This window comes from Actinomycetota bacterium (assembly GCA_018334075.1).
Classification (GTDB): Bacteria; Actinomycetota; Coriobacteriia; order Anaerosomatales; family UBA912; genus JAGXSC01.
In genome coordinates, this window is the sequence record JAGXSC010000078.1 from 21,630 (window position 1) to 35,785 (window position 14,156).

At 59.9% G+C, this 14,156-nt stretch carries 10 protein-coding genes and 6 tRNA genes; 15 read left to right on the forward strand and 1 reads right to left on the reverse strand.

Features of this window, described 5'->3' with window-relative positions; translation table 11 throughout:
- Window positions 1-64: 64 nt before the first annotated feature.
- From KGZ89_09440 to KGZ89_09475, 8 genes are all read left to right on the forward strand, one after another.
- Window positions 65-141: transfer RNA gene (locus tag KGZ89_09440), tRNA-Pro, on the forward strand.
- A 3-nt stretch (window positions 142-144) separates the two neighbouring features.
- Window positions 145-220, forward strand: a tRNA-Gly gene (locus KGZ89_09445).
- Window positions 221-285: 65 nt separating this feature from the next.
- Window positions 286-362, forward strand: a tRNA-Arg gene (locus KGZ89_09450).
- A 10-nt stretch (window positions 363-372) separates the two neighbouring features.
- Window positions 373-449 (forward strand) — tRNA-His (locus KGZ89_09455).
- A gap of 77 nt (window positions 450-526) precedes the next feature.
- Window positions 527-1,765, forward strand: a complete 1,239-nt coding sequence (locus tag KGZ89_09460) for an acyl-protein synthetase (protein MBS3975071.1) — start codon at window positions 527-529, stop codon at window positions 1,763-1,765.
- Window positions 1,766-1,808: 43 nt separating this feature from the next.
- Window positions 1,809-1,884: transfer RNA gene (locus KGZ89_09465), tRNA-Lys, on the forward strand.
- Between the two features lie 44 nt (window positions 1,885-1,928).
- The gene (locus KGZ89_09470; GenBank protein ID MBS3975072.1) at window positions 1,929-2,819 is read left to right on the forward strand and encodes a glycosyltransferase family 2 protein; all 891 of its coding nucleotides are present in this window, start codon (window positions 1,929-1,931) and stop codon (window positions 2,817-2,819) included.
- Window positions 2,816-3,946: a glycosyltransferase gene (locus KGZ89_09475; protein ID MBS3975073.1), complete on the forward strand. Its 1,131-nt coding sequence runs from the start codon at window positions 2,816-2,818 to the stop codon at window positions 3,944-3,946. The genes KGZ89_09470 and KGZ89_09475 overlap by 4 nt, the downstream gene beginning before the upstream one ends.
- Window positions 3,947-3,977: 31 nt before the next feature.
- Here KGZ89_09475 and KGZ89_09480 read toward each other — a convergent pair whose 3' ends face one another.
- Entirely contained in the window at window positions 3,978-4,415 is a 438-nt protein-coding gene (locus KGZ89_09480; protein ID MBS3975074.1) for a hypothetical protein, read from the reverse strand.
- Between the two features lie 203 nt (window positions 4,416-4,618).
- On the opposite strand from KGZ89_09480, the gene tkt reads away from it, so the two are divergent.
- The 7 genes from tkt (at window position 4,619) to KGZ89_09515 (ending at window position 14,129) form a co-directional block, all read left to right on the forward strand.
- Window positions 4,619-6,643, forward strand: a complete 2,025-nt coding sequence (gene tkt / locus KGZ89_09485; GenBank protein ID MBS3975075.1) for a transketolase — start codon at window positions 4,619-4,621, stop codon at window positions 6,641-6,643.
- 67 nt (window positions 6,644-6,710) lie between these two features.
- A tRNA-Leu gene (locus tag KGZ89_09490) sits at window positions 6,711-6,796 on the forward strand.
- Window positions 6,797-6,849: 53 nt separating this feature from the next.
- Window positions 6,850-8,226: a trigger factor gene (gene tig, locus KGZ89_09495; GenBank protein MBS3975076.1), complete on the forward strand. Its 1,377-nt coding sequence runs from the start codon at window positions 6,850-6,852 to the stop codon at window positions 8,224-8,226.
- A 4-nt stretch (window positions 8,227-8,230) separates the two neighbouring features.
- A complete protein-coding gene (clpP, locus tag KGZ89_09500; protein ID MBS3975077.1) occupies window positions 8,231-8,848 on the forward strand; it encodes an ATP-dependent Clp endopeptidase proteolytic subunit ClpP in 618 nt (205 codons plus the stop codon).
- Window positions 8,845-10,098, forward strand: a complete 1,254-nt coding sequence (gene clpX, locus KGZ89_09505; GenBank protein ID MBS3975078.1) for an ATP-dependent Clp protease ATP-binding subunit ClpX — start codon at window positions 8,845-8,847, stop codon at window positions 10,096-10,098. Before clpP ends, clpX begins: the two co-directional genes overlap by 4 nt.
- On the forward strand, window positions 10,095-12,773 hold the full coding sequence (locus tag KGZ89_09510; protein ID MBS3975079.1) for a valine--tRNA ligase: 2,679 nt from the start codon (window positions 10,095-10,097) through the stop codon (window positions 12,771-12,773). The genes clpX and KGZ89_09510 overlap by 4 nt, the downstream gene beginning before the upstream one ends.
- A 21-nt stretch (window positions 12,774-12,794) precedes the next feature.
- Complete coding sequence (locus KGZ89_09515) at window positions 12,795-14,129, forward strand: bifunctional folylpolyglutamate synthase/dihydrofolate synthase (GenBank protein ID MBS3975080.1); 1,335 nt, start codon at window positions 12,795-12,797, stop codon at window positions 14,127-14,129.
- The last annotated feature ends 27 nt before the right edge of the window (window positions 14,130-14,156 follow it).

Below are 14,156 nucleotides of genomic sequence, written 5' to 3' on the forward strand. Positions count from 1 at the left end.
AATATACTGAGCGATGCTCCTTTGCTAGCGCGCTTTTAAAGCGGGATTCGCGCGGAGTTGGTGTCGGGCTGTAGCGCAGCTTGGTAGCGCATCTGCTTTGGGAGCAGAGGGTCGCAGGTTCAAATCCTGTCAGCCCGACCACGTGCGGCGGTAGTTCAATTGGTAGAGCATCAGCCTTCCAAGCTGATTGTTGCGGGTTCGAGTCCCGTCCGCCGCTCCATTGACAACATTGCGTTACCCGAGTACCGTGTCCTCTTGCGTTGCCCGGATTTCGCTGTCTATCAAGCGCCCGTAGCTCAGCTGGATAGAGCGGGAGACTTCTAATCTCTAGGTCGGGGGTTCGAATCCCTCCGGGCGTGCCAGCCACTCATGGTGGGCGTAGCTCAGTTGGTTAGAGCGTCGGACTGTGGCTCCGAAGGTCGCGGGTTCGAATCCCGTCGCCCACCCCAAGCGCTTGGCGGCCCGTTTTGCGCGGTAGGCTAACCACAAACGTGGGACAGGATCGAGGCAGAGAATAAGGGTGGAGATGGGCGACGGCCTGCGAGCCGAGCAATCAAGTCGCGAGATCGCCGCGCGCGTGCGCGAAACGATAGAAGCAGGTCCGGACGGACCTCGCGACGTTTTCGACACCCTTGCACTTGATTTGTTCGCGTACCAATACGAGCGCAATGAGCCGTATCGGTCGTATTGCGACGCAGCCGGCATCTCGCCAGCGAAAGTCAGCGCATGGTCCGAGATTCCGGCGTATCCCACTCAAGCATTCAAAGACGAGATAGTCACATCGTTTTCAATGGACAAGGCCGTGATGGCGCAGCTTACCAGCGGGACGACCTCGGCGAATCAGCGCGGCCGCATCTTCAGGGATGAGCTCGGACAAGAGCTGATTTTTGCGGCCAACCGGGTGATGACCGGCGCATACGTGTTCCCGGATTTTGGGTCCGGCCGACGATGCCGGATTCTCATTTTAGCTCCTAGCCCCCAGATGGCTCCAAGTATGGGCATGGCCATCGGCATGGAGCAGACACGCCTGCACTTCGGTTCACCGGAAAGTGCCTTCCTGCTTGGTAAGTCGGGTATAGACGTGGCTGCCCTCATCGCAAATTTGCGTGACGTCGAATCGACCGGTGAGCCGGTGGCAATCATTGGCGCTACCTCGGCGTTTGTTTACTTCCTAAAGGCATGCGAGCGCAAACAGATGACCTTTGAGCTCCCTTTGGGCAGTCGTCTTGTTGACGGCGGCGGCTACCGCGGTCGATTTGGTGAGCTTACGCGGCAGGACTACTATGATCTGGCGGCCAAATATCTTGGTGTGCCAGCCGCTTACTGCGTGAATACGCTCGGTATGGCGGAGAGTGCCACTAACTACTTTGACGGCGGCCTGCGTGACGAGGTGATGGGAGCACCGCTCCGCGCGCGGAGGAAGCCGACACCGCCTTGGACTCGGGTGGTGGCTAGAGATCCGGGTACCGGCGAGGTTCTGCCGCATGGCCGACCGGGGTTGCTGGCACACTACGATCTCGCCAATCTGCCGACGGTGATAGGCGTGCTGACGGACAACCTCGGCTATACAGAGCCTGACGGCGGTTTCGAGATTATCGGACGCGCCCGGGTGGTGGAAGGACAGGTCTCGAACCTGCCGAGCGATCGCACCGTTGGGCCGATGGGAGACAAGAAGGTCTTCCGATTGCTTGAGGCGTACGTCAACTTCTCCATAGACTTCAAGATGGGGCGGTTTGCTTCGAAAAAAGGGCGACGGCCGCGATAGGTTTTGCATTACGCTGCCGAGCGGTTACAATATGCGAGCGTTCGGGCCGTTAGCTCAGTTGGCAGAGCAGGGGACTCTTAATCCCAAGGTCATAGGTTCGACCCCTATACGGCCCACCATCTCAACTTTCCTTTATGCCGATGCCGGTTTCGAAGGAGCGGACATGAGTGATTGCCGTCCGGAAGACATACTCGGCGCGAAACCGAGCTTCTCGATCCTAGTCCCAGCGTATAACGCCGAGGTGACACTCGCCGAAACAGTCGAGTCCGTGTGCGGGCAAACCTTTTTTGACTGGGAGCTCGTGATCGTGGACGACGGCTCGACAGACTCCACACCCGCGCTTGCCGCCGATCTGGCGGCTTCCGATCCTCGGATACGGGTAGTGACGCAGGCCAACCGCGGCACCGGCGGCGCTTACAACACAGCAGTTCGCTCAGCGAGCGCGGATCTGCTGGTGATGCTCTCCGCCGACGATCTGCTATTGCCCGAGCACCTCACCAGCATGGGCGCGCACATCCGCGCGAACCCCGACGCATCGGTCTTCACTTGCGACGGCTACTTTCAGTATGAGGACGGTCGGCTGGTACCTCAGGATCTCAACGACAGATGGCGCGGTTCGAATGAGTGCACCCTTTCCGACCTCATCGCGGCCTGCTTTTTTGGCATCGGGGGAGTGTTTCGGCGGGAGGTCTTCGACACCGTGGGCGGATTTCGCGAGGAACTTTACGCCGAGGACTATCTGTTTTGGCTTCTCGCGCTCGCGCACGGCTACCGGCATCGCTATCTCGACGAGCGCCTGGCGGTGCATCGCAGGTTCTCAGCGCAGAAATCGGCTGATACTGTGCGTATGCGCAAAGCCGACGTGCGCACATTGCAAGAGCTTGTCGCCTCCGGGCTTCTTTCGGCTGATGCGCTCAAAGTTGCCCGAGCAAACATCGCGCGTTTAGAGCGTGTTATTCGGGTGCACACTGCGCTCACAAGTGTGCTCGGCGATCGCGGAGCCGCACGGCTGATCGCTTCGGTGCGCGGTCGATACTCCAGGCAGCGCCAGTGATAGGCCGGGGCCACATACTCTTTGTCGACGATTACCGCCACGCGACGATCGGCGGCGGCGAGCGACATCTCTTGCGGGTCGCCAAAGGATGCCAGAGGGCGGGCTGGCGTACGGGCGTTGTGTGCGTTCCGGGCTCAGGGCTCGAGAAGAACGCGCGGGCTGCCGGACATGAGGTGTGGCCGGTACCTACCGGGCGTCACCTCCCACGCGCTCGCCGAGAGTTGCGCGCACTCTTCGAGCGGCTCTCTCCCGACATCGTTCACGCACACGGTTTTTACGCGACGATGGTCTCGGCGAGTGCCGCCAGACGAGCGGGAGTCGCGCGCGTGCTTACGACAGTACATACCATGCCGAGCGCACCACTCGACCTGTACCCCGGAGTACGCGGCTGGTTTGAGTTCCGTCTGCGCTCGACCGTTTTCCGCCGACAAGCGCGTAGTATAGATCGCTTCGTGTGTGTGGTGCCTGCTGTGCGAGACGAGTTGCTACGTATCGGCGTTGCGGAAAGCAAGCTCGAAGTTATTGAAAACGGGATTTCGGATCCCGCTTGCGGTGTAAGGCGTTCGCCTGTGGCCGAGCGAGGAGAGATCGTGCGCGTGGGGTCCGTAGGCCGCTTCGAGCAGCCCAAGGGCTACGAGCACTTCATCGCAGCCGCGGCCATTGTGGCGCGCGAGCGAAGTGACGTCGAATTCCGTCTTGTCGGGGACGGCACGCTGCGAGCCGCACTTATGGCGCAGGCCGAACGTCTCGGCATCGGCGATCGTTTTGAGTTCGCGGGATGGTCCGATGATCCCATCGGTGAGATCGCGGGGATGGACATCTACGTCGTCTCTTCGGTCACCGATACGACGAACCTGACGGTGCTCGAGGCAATGGGTCTTTCTCGGCCTGTAATCGCGACGGACGTAGGCGGGATATCCGATGCGGTTGCCGATGGAGTCAACGGCTACCTTGTGCCGTCAAGGCGAGAGGACCTCATGGCGCTTCGCATTCTGGAGTTGGTGGACTCGCCGGCGTTGAGGAAATCGATGGGCCCCGCTGGGCGCCGCCGGTTCGAGGAGCGCTTCACCGAAGCGCACATGGTCGAGAGGCATCTGGAGCTTTACGAGCGGCTTACGATGGCCTGACGGGAAGCTTTTCAGTAAGCGGTGGAGCGACTTACATATAGGTTGCGGCTACGATCTCGCCGGTGTTGGCGTCTATGTGGATGATGTCATCGTACTCGTGGCCGCTTATTTCGGCCTCCCAGGCTGTGCGCCCTTGCGTCACTCCCACTCCGATCTGCTCGATCGTACCGGGAAGAGCGGTCAGGGAAAGCCGAATCGCTTGCAGGATGTCAACTTTTGGAGGCGCCGTGAACGCGCTGGTGGGAACGATGGAGTCAGCTCGTTTCAGGATTTGGCCGTTGATAAGGTCGACGTAGAGCTTCTTGCCAACGTAGCGCTCTTCTCGCACGGCGATACACCAGACCGCGCGTCCGGGCACTTTGTCCGGAAGCACTGATATTACCGCGCCATGCGGAATCTCCCGCAATGCGATATTGACGGCTTCAGCTACATCTACCGTTTGTGAACATCGAAAAGCTGTTTTGTCCATGGTTGGCGCCCCCTGAATTAGACGTTGTCGCTTGGTATAACGCTATTGACTCGACTTTCGTTACGTTAGAGAGCAAAATATCGGGGACAGATTAGATTCAGGCTCGACCAGGGTTGATTCATTTACTTCTCCCATAACATATTGACGCACGCCGATCTTAAAAATTTCTAAATCCCCTGCTCATGACGACAGGAGCCACAAAGATGAGCACTTCTACGGATAGGCTTTGCATCGACACATTGCGATTTCTCGCAGTAGACATGGTCGAGCGGGCAAGGTCCGGTCACCCTGGCATGCCGATGGGCGCGGCACCAGCCGCCTTCGTGCTCTTCGACAAGTTCATGCGGTTCGATTCTTCCGATCCAGCCTGGCCAAATCGCGATCGCTTCGTTCTGTCTGCGGGTCACGGCAGCGCACTTCTCTACGGGCTTTTGCATCTTTTCGGCTACGACCTGTCACTCGAAGACCTGAGAGCGTTTCGCCAGTGGGGCAGCCGTACTCCCGGTCACCCTGAGTTTGAGCTGACCCCTGGCGTGGAGGCGACCACCGGTCCGCTGGGGCAGGGGATAGCCAACGCTGTCGGCATGGCGATAGCCGAAGAATCGCTCGCGGCGCGCTTCAACCGTCCCGATCACACCGTTGTCGATCACCACACTTACGTCCTGTGCAGCGATGGAGACCTCATGGAGGGCGTGTCTGCCGAGGCCGTTTCGCTCGCCGGGCATCTGCGCCTGGGCAAGCTGATCGTCTTGTACGACGACAACCGCATCACGATCGATGGCTCCACGGAGCTCGCCTTTACCGAGGACGTCCCCGCCCGCTTCTCTGCATGCGGATGGCATGTTCAGCGGGTAGACGACGGCAATGACACAGGTGCGATTTTCTCGGCGGTCGAAGCCGCGAGATCACAGACGAACGCTCCCTCGCTGATCTGCGTGCGCACAACGATCGGGTACGGTAGTCCCGGCAAGCAAAACACCGCTTCGGCGCATGGCGAGCCGCTCGGCGAAGACGAGGTTTTGCGCACCAAGAGCGCGATGGGCTGGCCGGCCCAGCCCGCTTTCCACGTGCCGGTGGAGGTTCGCGAGCACTGCCGAGGAACCGCCGAGCGCGGCGCCGCTGAAAGGCAGCGCTGGCTGCAGGCTTTCGAGCGCTATCGAGCGCCGCACCCAGAGCTGGCGGCCGAGTTTGAGCGCAGGCACGAAGGCGAGCTTCCGGCGGGGTGGGAGAGTTCGCTCCCCGCATTTCCGGGCGCCGGCGGGGAAGAGATGGCCACTCGCGACGCTTCGGGAGCGGCGCTGAACGCCCTGGCCGAGGTGCTACCGGAGCTTATCGGCGGCTCGGCGGACCTTGCTTCGAGCACCAAGGCGGTCATCAAAGATGCGATGGACTTCGACTCCACTCATCGAGAAGGCCGAAACCTGCACTTCGGCGTTCGCGAGCATGCGATGGGGGCCATACTCAACGGCATGGCGTACCACGGCGGACTGATTCCGTTCGCCTCGACATTTCTTGTCTTTTCGGATTACATGCGCCCCGCGCTCAGACTTTCCGCACTAGGAAAGCTGCGCGTAATCCATGTCTTCACGCACGACAGCGTGGCTCTTGGCGAGGATGGACCGACACATCAGCCCGTCGAGCACCTTGCGTCGCTGCGCCTGATACCCGGCCTTATCGTGATCAGGCCCGCCGATGCCAACGAGACCGCCGCCGCCTGGCGTGTCGCGATTCAGATGCGAGACAGGCCGGTGTGCCTGGCGCTCACACGGCAAAAGCTGCCGGTTTTGGATACCGGGCGTTTTACGCGGCTCAAAGAAGGTGTCGCGAGCGGCGGCTATGTTCTGGCGGGTGATCCGGATGTTACGCCGGAAGTTGTCTTGATCGCGACCGGCTCAGAGGTCCTTTTGGCGCTCCAAGCACACGAGGTCCTAGCGCAGCGACATATCTCTTCGCGAGTTGTGAGCTTGCCATGCGTCGAGCTATTCGCCGAGCAACCCGACGAGTATCGCGATTCGGTTGTGCCGCCTTCAGTGCCGGTCGTGACCATCGAGGCGGGAGTTACGCTCGGATGGCGCACATATCTGGATAGCGGCTCTCCCGCAGTGGGCGTCGACAGGTTCGGCGCATCCGCGCCCGGGCAGACGGTCGCGCATGAGCTGGGGATAAGCGTCGAGAGAATTGTGGCCGCAGCGGAGGGCGCTATAACTTCACACCGTGCGCGTCCTTGACTTTTTATGCCTGTGACGTAAAGTTTCTGGGTTGTTTCGCGTATACTCATATGCCACTCGTTTTTCCGCGGGCGTGGCGGAATTGGCAGACGCGCTGGATTTAGGTTCCAGTGGGTAAAACCCGTGGAGGTTCGAGTCCTCTCGCCCGCACCAGAAAAATTGCGTAACGTTTGAGCTAGGATCAATAAACAAACCGAGGAGGTCCTTTGAACACCAGCGTTGAGCGCATCAATGCGCACACAGTCAAGCTGACCATCACTGTCCCGGCAACCGATGTGGATACCGCCATCGAGGCGGCCTACAAAAGCATCGCCAAAAAGGTCAAGATACCGGGCTTTCGCGCGGGAAGAGCGCCAAAGCCGATGATCGATAGCCATGTCGGCCGAGAGACCGTTTTGGCCGAGGCACAAGACGAGCTACTCAACTCGGCGTACAACAAGGCACTGGAGAGTGAGTCGCTCAGGCCGATAGCACGTCCGTCCGTTGACGAACCGGCTTTGATCGAGCGCGGGAAGGACTTCGAGTTCACGGCAGAGGTGGAGGTGCGCCCGGAGTTGACGCTCTCTTCCATCAAGGGCCTCTCGGCAACAGTTCCTGCGGCGATCACAACTGACGCCGAAATAGAAGCGCAAATCGAGCACGCCCGAGAGCAGTTTGCGACTCTCGAGCCGGTCGAAGAGCGTGCTCTCGCAGCTGACGATTACGCGCTGATCTCGTTTGTGGGCACCGTTGACGGCGAGGAGTACGAAGGCAACACCGTGGACGGCTACCTCTATGAGATGGGTCGCGGACTTATGCCTCCCCAGTTCGATGAGGGCCTTATCGGAGCGATGCCCGGCGAGGAGAGGACTGTCGCCTTCGAGGTGCCTGAAACTTCGGGGAACCCTGAGTTTATCGGCAAAACCGTTTCGTTTGTGGTCAACGTCAAGGAAATCAAGGCCAAGGTGCTGCCCGAGGTAAACGATGAGTTTGCCGCCAATGTCGGCGGGTATGATTCGGTCGAGGGAATGTATGCGGAACTGCGCCAGACGATGGACAACGCCAAACAGGTCGGGCGCGGCAGGGCCGTTGAGCGCGGCGTGCGTCAGGCTCTGGCGGAGCGGCTCATCGGTGAGGTACCCGATGCGATGATCAAGACCACGCAAGGTCAGATGATGCGCGATTTCTTAAACGGGCTCGAGTCAAGAGGGCTCTCGGTGCCTGATTACCTGAGCGCTACCGGGGCTACCATGGAAGTGATAGAAGCTCAAACCGCCGAGCAGGCGCGTACGGTCGTGACCGAGGAGCTGGCTCTTGAGGCACTCTTTCGCCAACTCGACATGGAGGTTACTGAGGCGGATATCGACGAGGAGATAGCGGTCATTTCCAGCTCGGGCACTTCCGATCCCGCTGAGCTGCGCCGTTCATGGGAGGAAAGCGGGGTGATCGACGTTCTTCGCGAGCAGATCATCCACAAAAAGGCCGTCGAGTGGCTTATGGACCCGAAAAACGTCGCAATTATGGAGTTTGATGCCGATAACGACTCGGGCGAGGGCGCAGACGCCGACGCTAACGCGGATGCGGACACAAAGGACAAGGAGTGATTTGATGCTTCCAGACGCAAACGCACTGGTTCCGATAGTCGTCGAGCAGACCTCGCGAGGCGAGCGCAGCTTCGACATATTCTCCCGGCTGCTCAACGAGCGGGTAGTCTTTCTCGGCCATGAGATCGACGACGTGATCGCCAACCTTGTCATCGCCCAGCTCATTCATCTTGAGAGCGAGAGCCCGGAAAAGGACATCAGCCTTTATATCAACTCTCCCGGCGGATCGGTGACAGCCGGCCTTGCGATCTACGACACGATGCAGTACATCCGCTGCGATGTCGCCACGATCTGCATAGGACAGTGCGCATCGATGGCCGCTGTATTGCTTGCCGCCGGCGCCAAGGGCAAGAGATCGGCGCTTCCAAACAGCCGCATCCTCATTCATCAGCCGTGGGGCGGCACCAAAGGCCAGGTGACCGATATCGAGATTCAGGCCAGAGAGATGCTCAGAATGCGTGATGCGCTCGACAATATCCTCGGGAAGCACACGGGTCAGGAAGTGGACAAGATCCACAGGGACACCGAGCGCGACAATATAATGACCGCCGATGAGGCTGCGGCTTACGGAATCGTGGACTCGGTGGTGGTCAGCCGCGCCAAGGAGCCGGAGTCGTCATGAGTCGCTCGGCAAACTCGGAGCAGGTGAAGTGCTCCTTCTGCAACAAGACACAGCGCCAGGTCCGCAAGCTCATTGCTGGTCCCGGAGTCTATATCTGCGACGAGTGCATCGAGCTTTGCAGCGATATCGTCGAGGAAGAAATCGTAGAGCCGCCAGCCGACAGCTTCGCCGAGGAGCTGCCCAGACCCGCCGAGATATACGCCGAGCTCAACCAGTATGTGATAGGCCAGGAGCGGGCCAAGAAGGTGCTTTCGGTCGCTGTATACAATCACTACAAGCGAATCCGCGCGATTCCAGGCTCCAGCGAATCCGATGTGGAGCTTGCGAAGAGCAACATCCTGATGTTGGGCCCCACGGGATGCGGGAAAACACTGCTCGCGCAAACTCTGGCCAGAATCCTCAAGGTTCCCTTCGCGATTGCGGACGCCACCGCGCTTACCGAAGCCGGGTATGTCGGCGAGGACGTCGAGAACATCTTACTCAAGCTGATCACGGCCGCTGATTCTGACATCAAACGCGCCGAGGTCGGCATCATCTACATCGACGAGATCGACAAGATAGCTCGCAAGGCCGAGAACCTCTCGATAACGCGTGATGTCTCCGGCGAGGGTGTTCAGCAGGCGTTGCTCAAGATACTCGAAGGCACTGAGGCGGCCGTTCCTCCGCACGGAGGCCGCAAGCATCCTCAGCAGGAATTGCTGAAAATCGATACGACCAACATCCTTTTTATCCTCGGCGGCGCTTTCGTCGGGCTGGAGCGGATCGTGGCGGATCGTCTCGGCAAGAAGGGTGTTGGTTTTGGCGCCGAGCTCTCCGATGCTAGCAAGCATGCAACGGGCGAGCTGTTCGGCAAGGCTTTGCCAGAAGACCTGCAGCGCTATGGGCTAATCCCTGAGTTTGTCGGCAGGATGCCGGTGATGACCAGCATAGACGATCTGTCCGAGCACGATCTCGTCCGCATTCTCACCGAGCCAAAGAATGCCCAGGTCAAACAGTATCAGCGACTGTTCGAGCTCGAAGGCGTCGAGCTCATCTTTACGCCCGATGCGCTTTTGGCGATCGCGCGAGAGGCCCTTGGGCGCAAGACCGGCGCGCGCGGACTTCGCTCCATACTCGAGTCGCTGTTGCTCGACACGATGTATGAGCTCCCGTGTGAAAAGGACATCGAGCAGGTTGTGGTTACCGAGAAGACCGTCGCCGGGGACCCGCCGGCAATTGTGCGCAAGGGCAGTGCCGAGGCGTCTGCATGAAGGAGATGCCGAAAGCTTATGACCCGGCCGGCGTCGAGGCGAGGATATTCTCTTCATGGATGCAAGGTCGCTACTTCGAGCAGCCGGTGCGTGAAGAGGTAGAGTCTTTTGCGGTTGTCATTCCGCCGCCGAACATCACAGGCTCCCTGCACATGGGGCATGCCCTGAACAACACCATCCAAGACGTTGTCGTTCGCAGGATGCGTATGGCCGGCCGTTCAGTGCGATGGGTGCTCGGAACCGATCACGCCGGCATCGCCACGCAAAACAAGGTCGAACAGAAGCTGGCGGCCCAAGGTGCTTCTCGGCACGATCTCGGCAGGGAAGCTTTCATTGAAGCGTGCTGGGAGTGGCGGCGCGAGCACGGTTCGACGATTATCTTGCAGCTCAAGGCGATGGGCTGCTCGTGTGATTACTCCGATGAGTGGTTCACGATGGATCCCGGCTATCAAAGGGCTGTGAGAAAGGTCTTTGTCGACTGGTACGAGGCTGGTCTTATCTATCGTGGCGAGCGAATCATCAATTGGTGCCCCCGTTGTTCGACCGCGCTTTCCGATATCGAAGTCGAGCATGAGGAGATGGAAGGTCGTCTTTGGCACCTGAAGTACCCATTGGTGACGCCGGTCGATGGTATCGAGTATGTCGTGGTCGCGACAACGCGTCCGGAAACCATGCTGGGCGATACGTGTGTAGCCGTTCATCCCGAGGATCCGCGTTACCGCGCTCTTGTCGGCGCTGCAGTCACGCTGCCGCTTATCGGGCGCGAGATCCCGATCGTCGCCGATGAGCATGTGGATCCGGCGTTTGGAAGCGGCGCGGTGAAAGTCACGCCCGCACACGATCCCAATGATTTCGAGATCGGGCTTCGACACGGCTGCGCTGCCGTCAACATATTGAACGCCGATGCCAGTATCTCTTCCGAGGGCGGAAAATACGCCGGGTTAGACCGATACGAGGCGCGCGCCAGGATCGTCGCCGATCTGGAAGCGGCCGGGCTTGTCGCAAAGATCGAAGATCACTCTCACTCGGCAGGCCACTGTTACCGATGCCACACCGTCATCGAGCCGTGGCTGTCAGATCAGTGGTTTGTGGACATGAAACCGCTGGCGGCGCCGGCGATCGAGGCTGCCAGGGATGGCAGAGTGACCTTTCACCCCAAGCGGTGGGAGAGTGTTTACTACCACTGGATGGAGAACATCCGCGATTGGTGCATCTCGCGCCAGCTGTGGTGGGGGCATCGCATCCCGGTGTTTTACTGCGATTCGTGCGCAAAGGCACATGCCTCCGTCGAAGACCTTGTTGAGTGCCCGGATTGCGCCGGCCCGGTCAGTCAGGACGAGGACGTTTTGGACACGTGGTTCTCCTCCCAGCTTTGGCCATTTGCGACATTCGGCTGGCCGGACAAGACGCCCGAGCTTGACTACTTCTACCCGACATCGGTTCTCTCCACAGCACGCGATATCCTGTTCCTGTGGGTGGCGCGCATGATTATGAGCGGGATGTACTGTGTCGACGGCAAAGTGCCCTTCAGCGATGTTATCATCCATCCCACGGTCTTCAACCCTGAAGGCAAGCGCATGAGCAAATCGCTCGGCACCGGTATCGATCCTCTCGATCTCATGGCTCATTACGGAGCCGATGGCATGCGTTTCGGGCTGATGCTTCAGGTCAGCGGCAACCAGGACATCCGATTCGCCGAGGAGAAGCTCGCCTCCTCGCGCAATTTCGCGAACAAGATATGGAACGCGAGCCGCTTCGTGCTTATGAACATCGATGACTCTTACCTCCCGGGCAAGCCTTGCGCCGATACGTTCGCGGATGCCTGGATACTCTCGCGTTTGGCCACGGTTGCATCGGAAGTGGACGATAGTATCGCGAGCTATCGCTTCGGTGATGCCGCGCGCTCGCTTTACGACTTTGTCTGGAGCGAGTTTTGTGACTGGTACATCGAGCTTTCCAAGTCGCGCCTTCTCGCCGGCACCGCCGAAGATGCGGATGAGGCCGCGCGTGAGGCGCGCCTGACCACCCAGCGCAATCTCGTCTTCGTGCTCGACAGCGCCTTGCGTCTTTTGCACCCGATGATGCCCTTTATCACCGAGGAGATATGGCGCCGGCTTCCCCTGGAGGAGTCCGCGCGCGCCGAGTCGCTGATGATCGCTGCTTGGCCGGATACGGGCTCGCTTAGCGGCTTTCACGATACGGGCGCGGAGCGGGCGGTCTTTCTCCTGCGCGAGGTAGTATCGGCGATTCGAAACATTCGGGCGCGGTATGCGATTCCCCCTCGTGATCATCTCGATCTCATCATCAAGGCCTCCGCTGAGGATGCCCTGATGCTCAAGCCCGCGCTCGACGGTATCGTTGCGCTTGCGACGCTTGGCGCTGTCACCATCGACGAGTCCGCCGAAAGACCGCCGCACTCGGCCTCAGCGGTTGTGGCGACAGCCGAGCTTTTTGTCCCGCTTGAAGGGTTGGTTGACTTCGAGGCGGAGCGCGAAAGGGTCAGCAAGCAGCTGGAGAAGGCTACGGACGAGCTGGAAAAGATCGAGCGCAAGCTCTCAAACGAGGGCTTCCTGGCCAAAGCGGCGCCTGAGATAATCGAGAAGGATCGCTCGAAGGCGACCGAGCTAAAAGACGCGATCGCCGCATTCTCGGCACAGCTGACCGAGATCTCCTGAAAGCGAAGGAAGCGATTTCGCATGGCATTTACCTACCGGCACGCCATAGCCGCTATCGACAGTGCCGTCAAATTTGGCATTCATCCCTCCCTAGACACGATCACCGCGATGACCCGCGCGCTTGGCGAGCCACAGAAAGCCTACACGTGTGTGCAGGTCACCGGCACAAACGGCAAGTCCTCGACATCTCGGATGATCGCCGCGCTACTCTCGGCCGGGGGGCAGGAATCCGTCGGCTTGTACACCAGCCCTGAGCTGCTGTCGTATACAGAGCGAATCGAGATCGACGGCCGCGCAGTTTCCGAGGAGGAGTTCGCGGCCGGAATCGAGGCGGCGGCGGGCGCTGCTAAAACGGCTGGCGTACAGCCAACCGAGTTCGAGCTGTTGACAGCAGCAGCACTCTGGCTCTACCGCGAAAAGGGCGTGGGTATCGCCGTGCTCGAGGCTGGGATGGGCGGAAAGTGGGACGCTACGAGCGTGGTGGTTCCCGATGTCTCGGTCATTACCGGGGTCGGTCTTGATCATATGGAGTTTCTCGGGCCTACCTTAGAGGCGATCGCTACAGACAAATCCCACATCATCAAAGATCGCTCGCGAACGGTTCTAGGGCCCGGGACAAGGGGCCTTGAGGAAATCTTTGTAGAGCGCGCCAGGATAATGGGCGGTGATTGTGTCGCGGTTCGGCCCACCGGCACCACCACTCCGTGCCCGGAAAGCTCGACGGCACGTTTCGCGATAACAAAACGTCCTGATTCGCCGACGGGTCGCACTACAGTGAAGGTCGAGGGCGTGATGGCGTCTTACGGCGAGATTACGATCCTTGCGCCGGCGTATCAGGCCGCCAATGTCGCGACAGCGATCACGGCCGCCGAAGTTCTTCGGCAGCGAGCGCTTGATCCGCTGGCGGTAGCGTCCGCCCTGGGTACGGCAAGCGTTCCTGGCCGCTTCCAGTGTGTGGCGAAAGACCCGCATGTGATCATCGACGGTGCGCATAATCCCCAGGCGGCGGTTGTGCTGGCAGATTCCATGCGCGACGCCTGGCCGGATCCGGAGAATCGACCTGTCGTTGTCCTGGGCGTATTGGCCGATAAGGACGCCGAGGGCATTGTCTCAGCTTTGGCCGGTGTCGCCTGCGGCTTTGCGTGCGTCGCGCCGGATTCGCCCAGAGCGCTTGCCGCGGAGATGCTTGCTGGGACAGTGCATCGCCTGACCGGCATGGAGCCCCGGATCGCCGATAGCGTCGCCTCGGCGTTGGATTTGATGCATGCCGAGGGCAAGCGCGATATAGTGGTTACGGGGTCGTTGCGCACCGTTGCTGAAGGGTTGCTCTGGAGCCATTCACGGCAGCGTCCGTAACCGTTACCATGAGCGTAGCGAGATTCC

Excerpts from the sequence above, each read along its gene's own strand:
- KGZ89_09480 (MBS3975074.1), bottom strand. The coding sequence starts at position 4,415 with ATGGACAAAACAGCTTTTCGATGTTCACAAACGGTAGATGTAGCTGAA.
- KGZ89_09460 (MBS3975071.1), top strand. The coding sequence starts at position 527 with ATGGGCGACGGCCTGCGAGCCGAGCAATCAAGTCGCGAGATCGCCGCG.
- clpX (MBS3975078.1), top strand. The coding sequence starts at position 8,845 with ATGAGTCGCTCGGCAAACTCGGAGCAGGTGAAGTGCTCCTTCTGCAAC.
- clpP (MBS3975077.1), top strand. The coding sequence starts at position 8,231 with ATGCTTCCAGACGCAAACGCACTGGTTCCGATAGTCGTCGAGCAGACC.
- tkt (MBS3975075.1), top strand. The coding sequence starts at position 4,619 with ATGAGCACTTCTACGGATAGGCTTTGCATCGACACATTGCGATTTCTC.
- KGZ89_09515 (MBS3975080.1), top strand. The coding sequence starts at position 12,795 with ATGGCATTTACCTACCGGCACGCCATAGCCGCTATCGACAGTGCCGTC.
- KGZ89_09470 (MBS3975072.1), top strand. The coding sequence starts at position 1,929 with ATGAGTGATTGCCGTCCGGAAGACATACTCGGCGCGAAACCGAGCTTC.
- KGZ89_09510 (MBS3975079.1), top strand. The coding sequence starts at position 10,095 with ATGAAGGAGATGCCGAAAGCTTATGACCCGGCCGGCGTCGAGGCGAGG.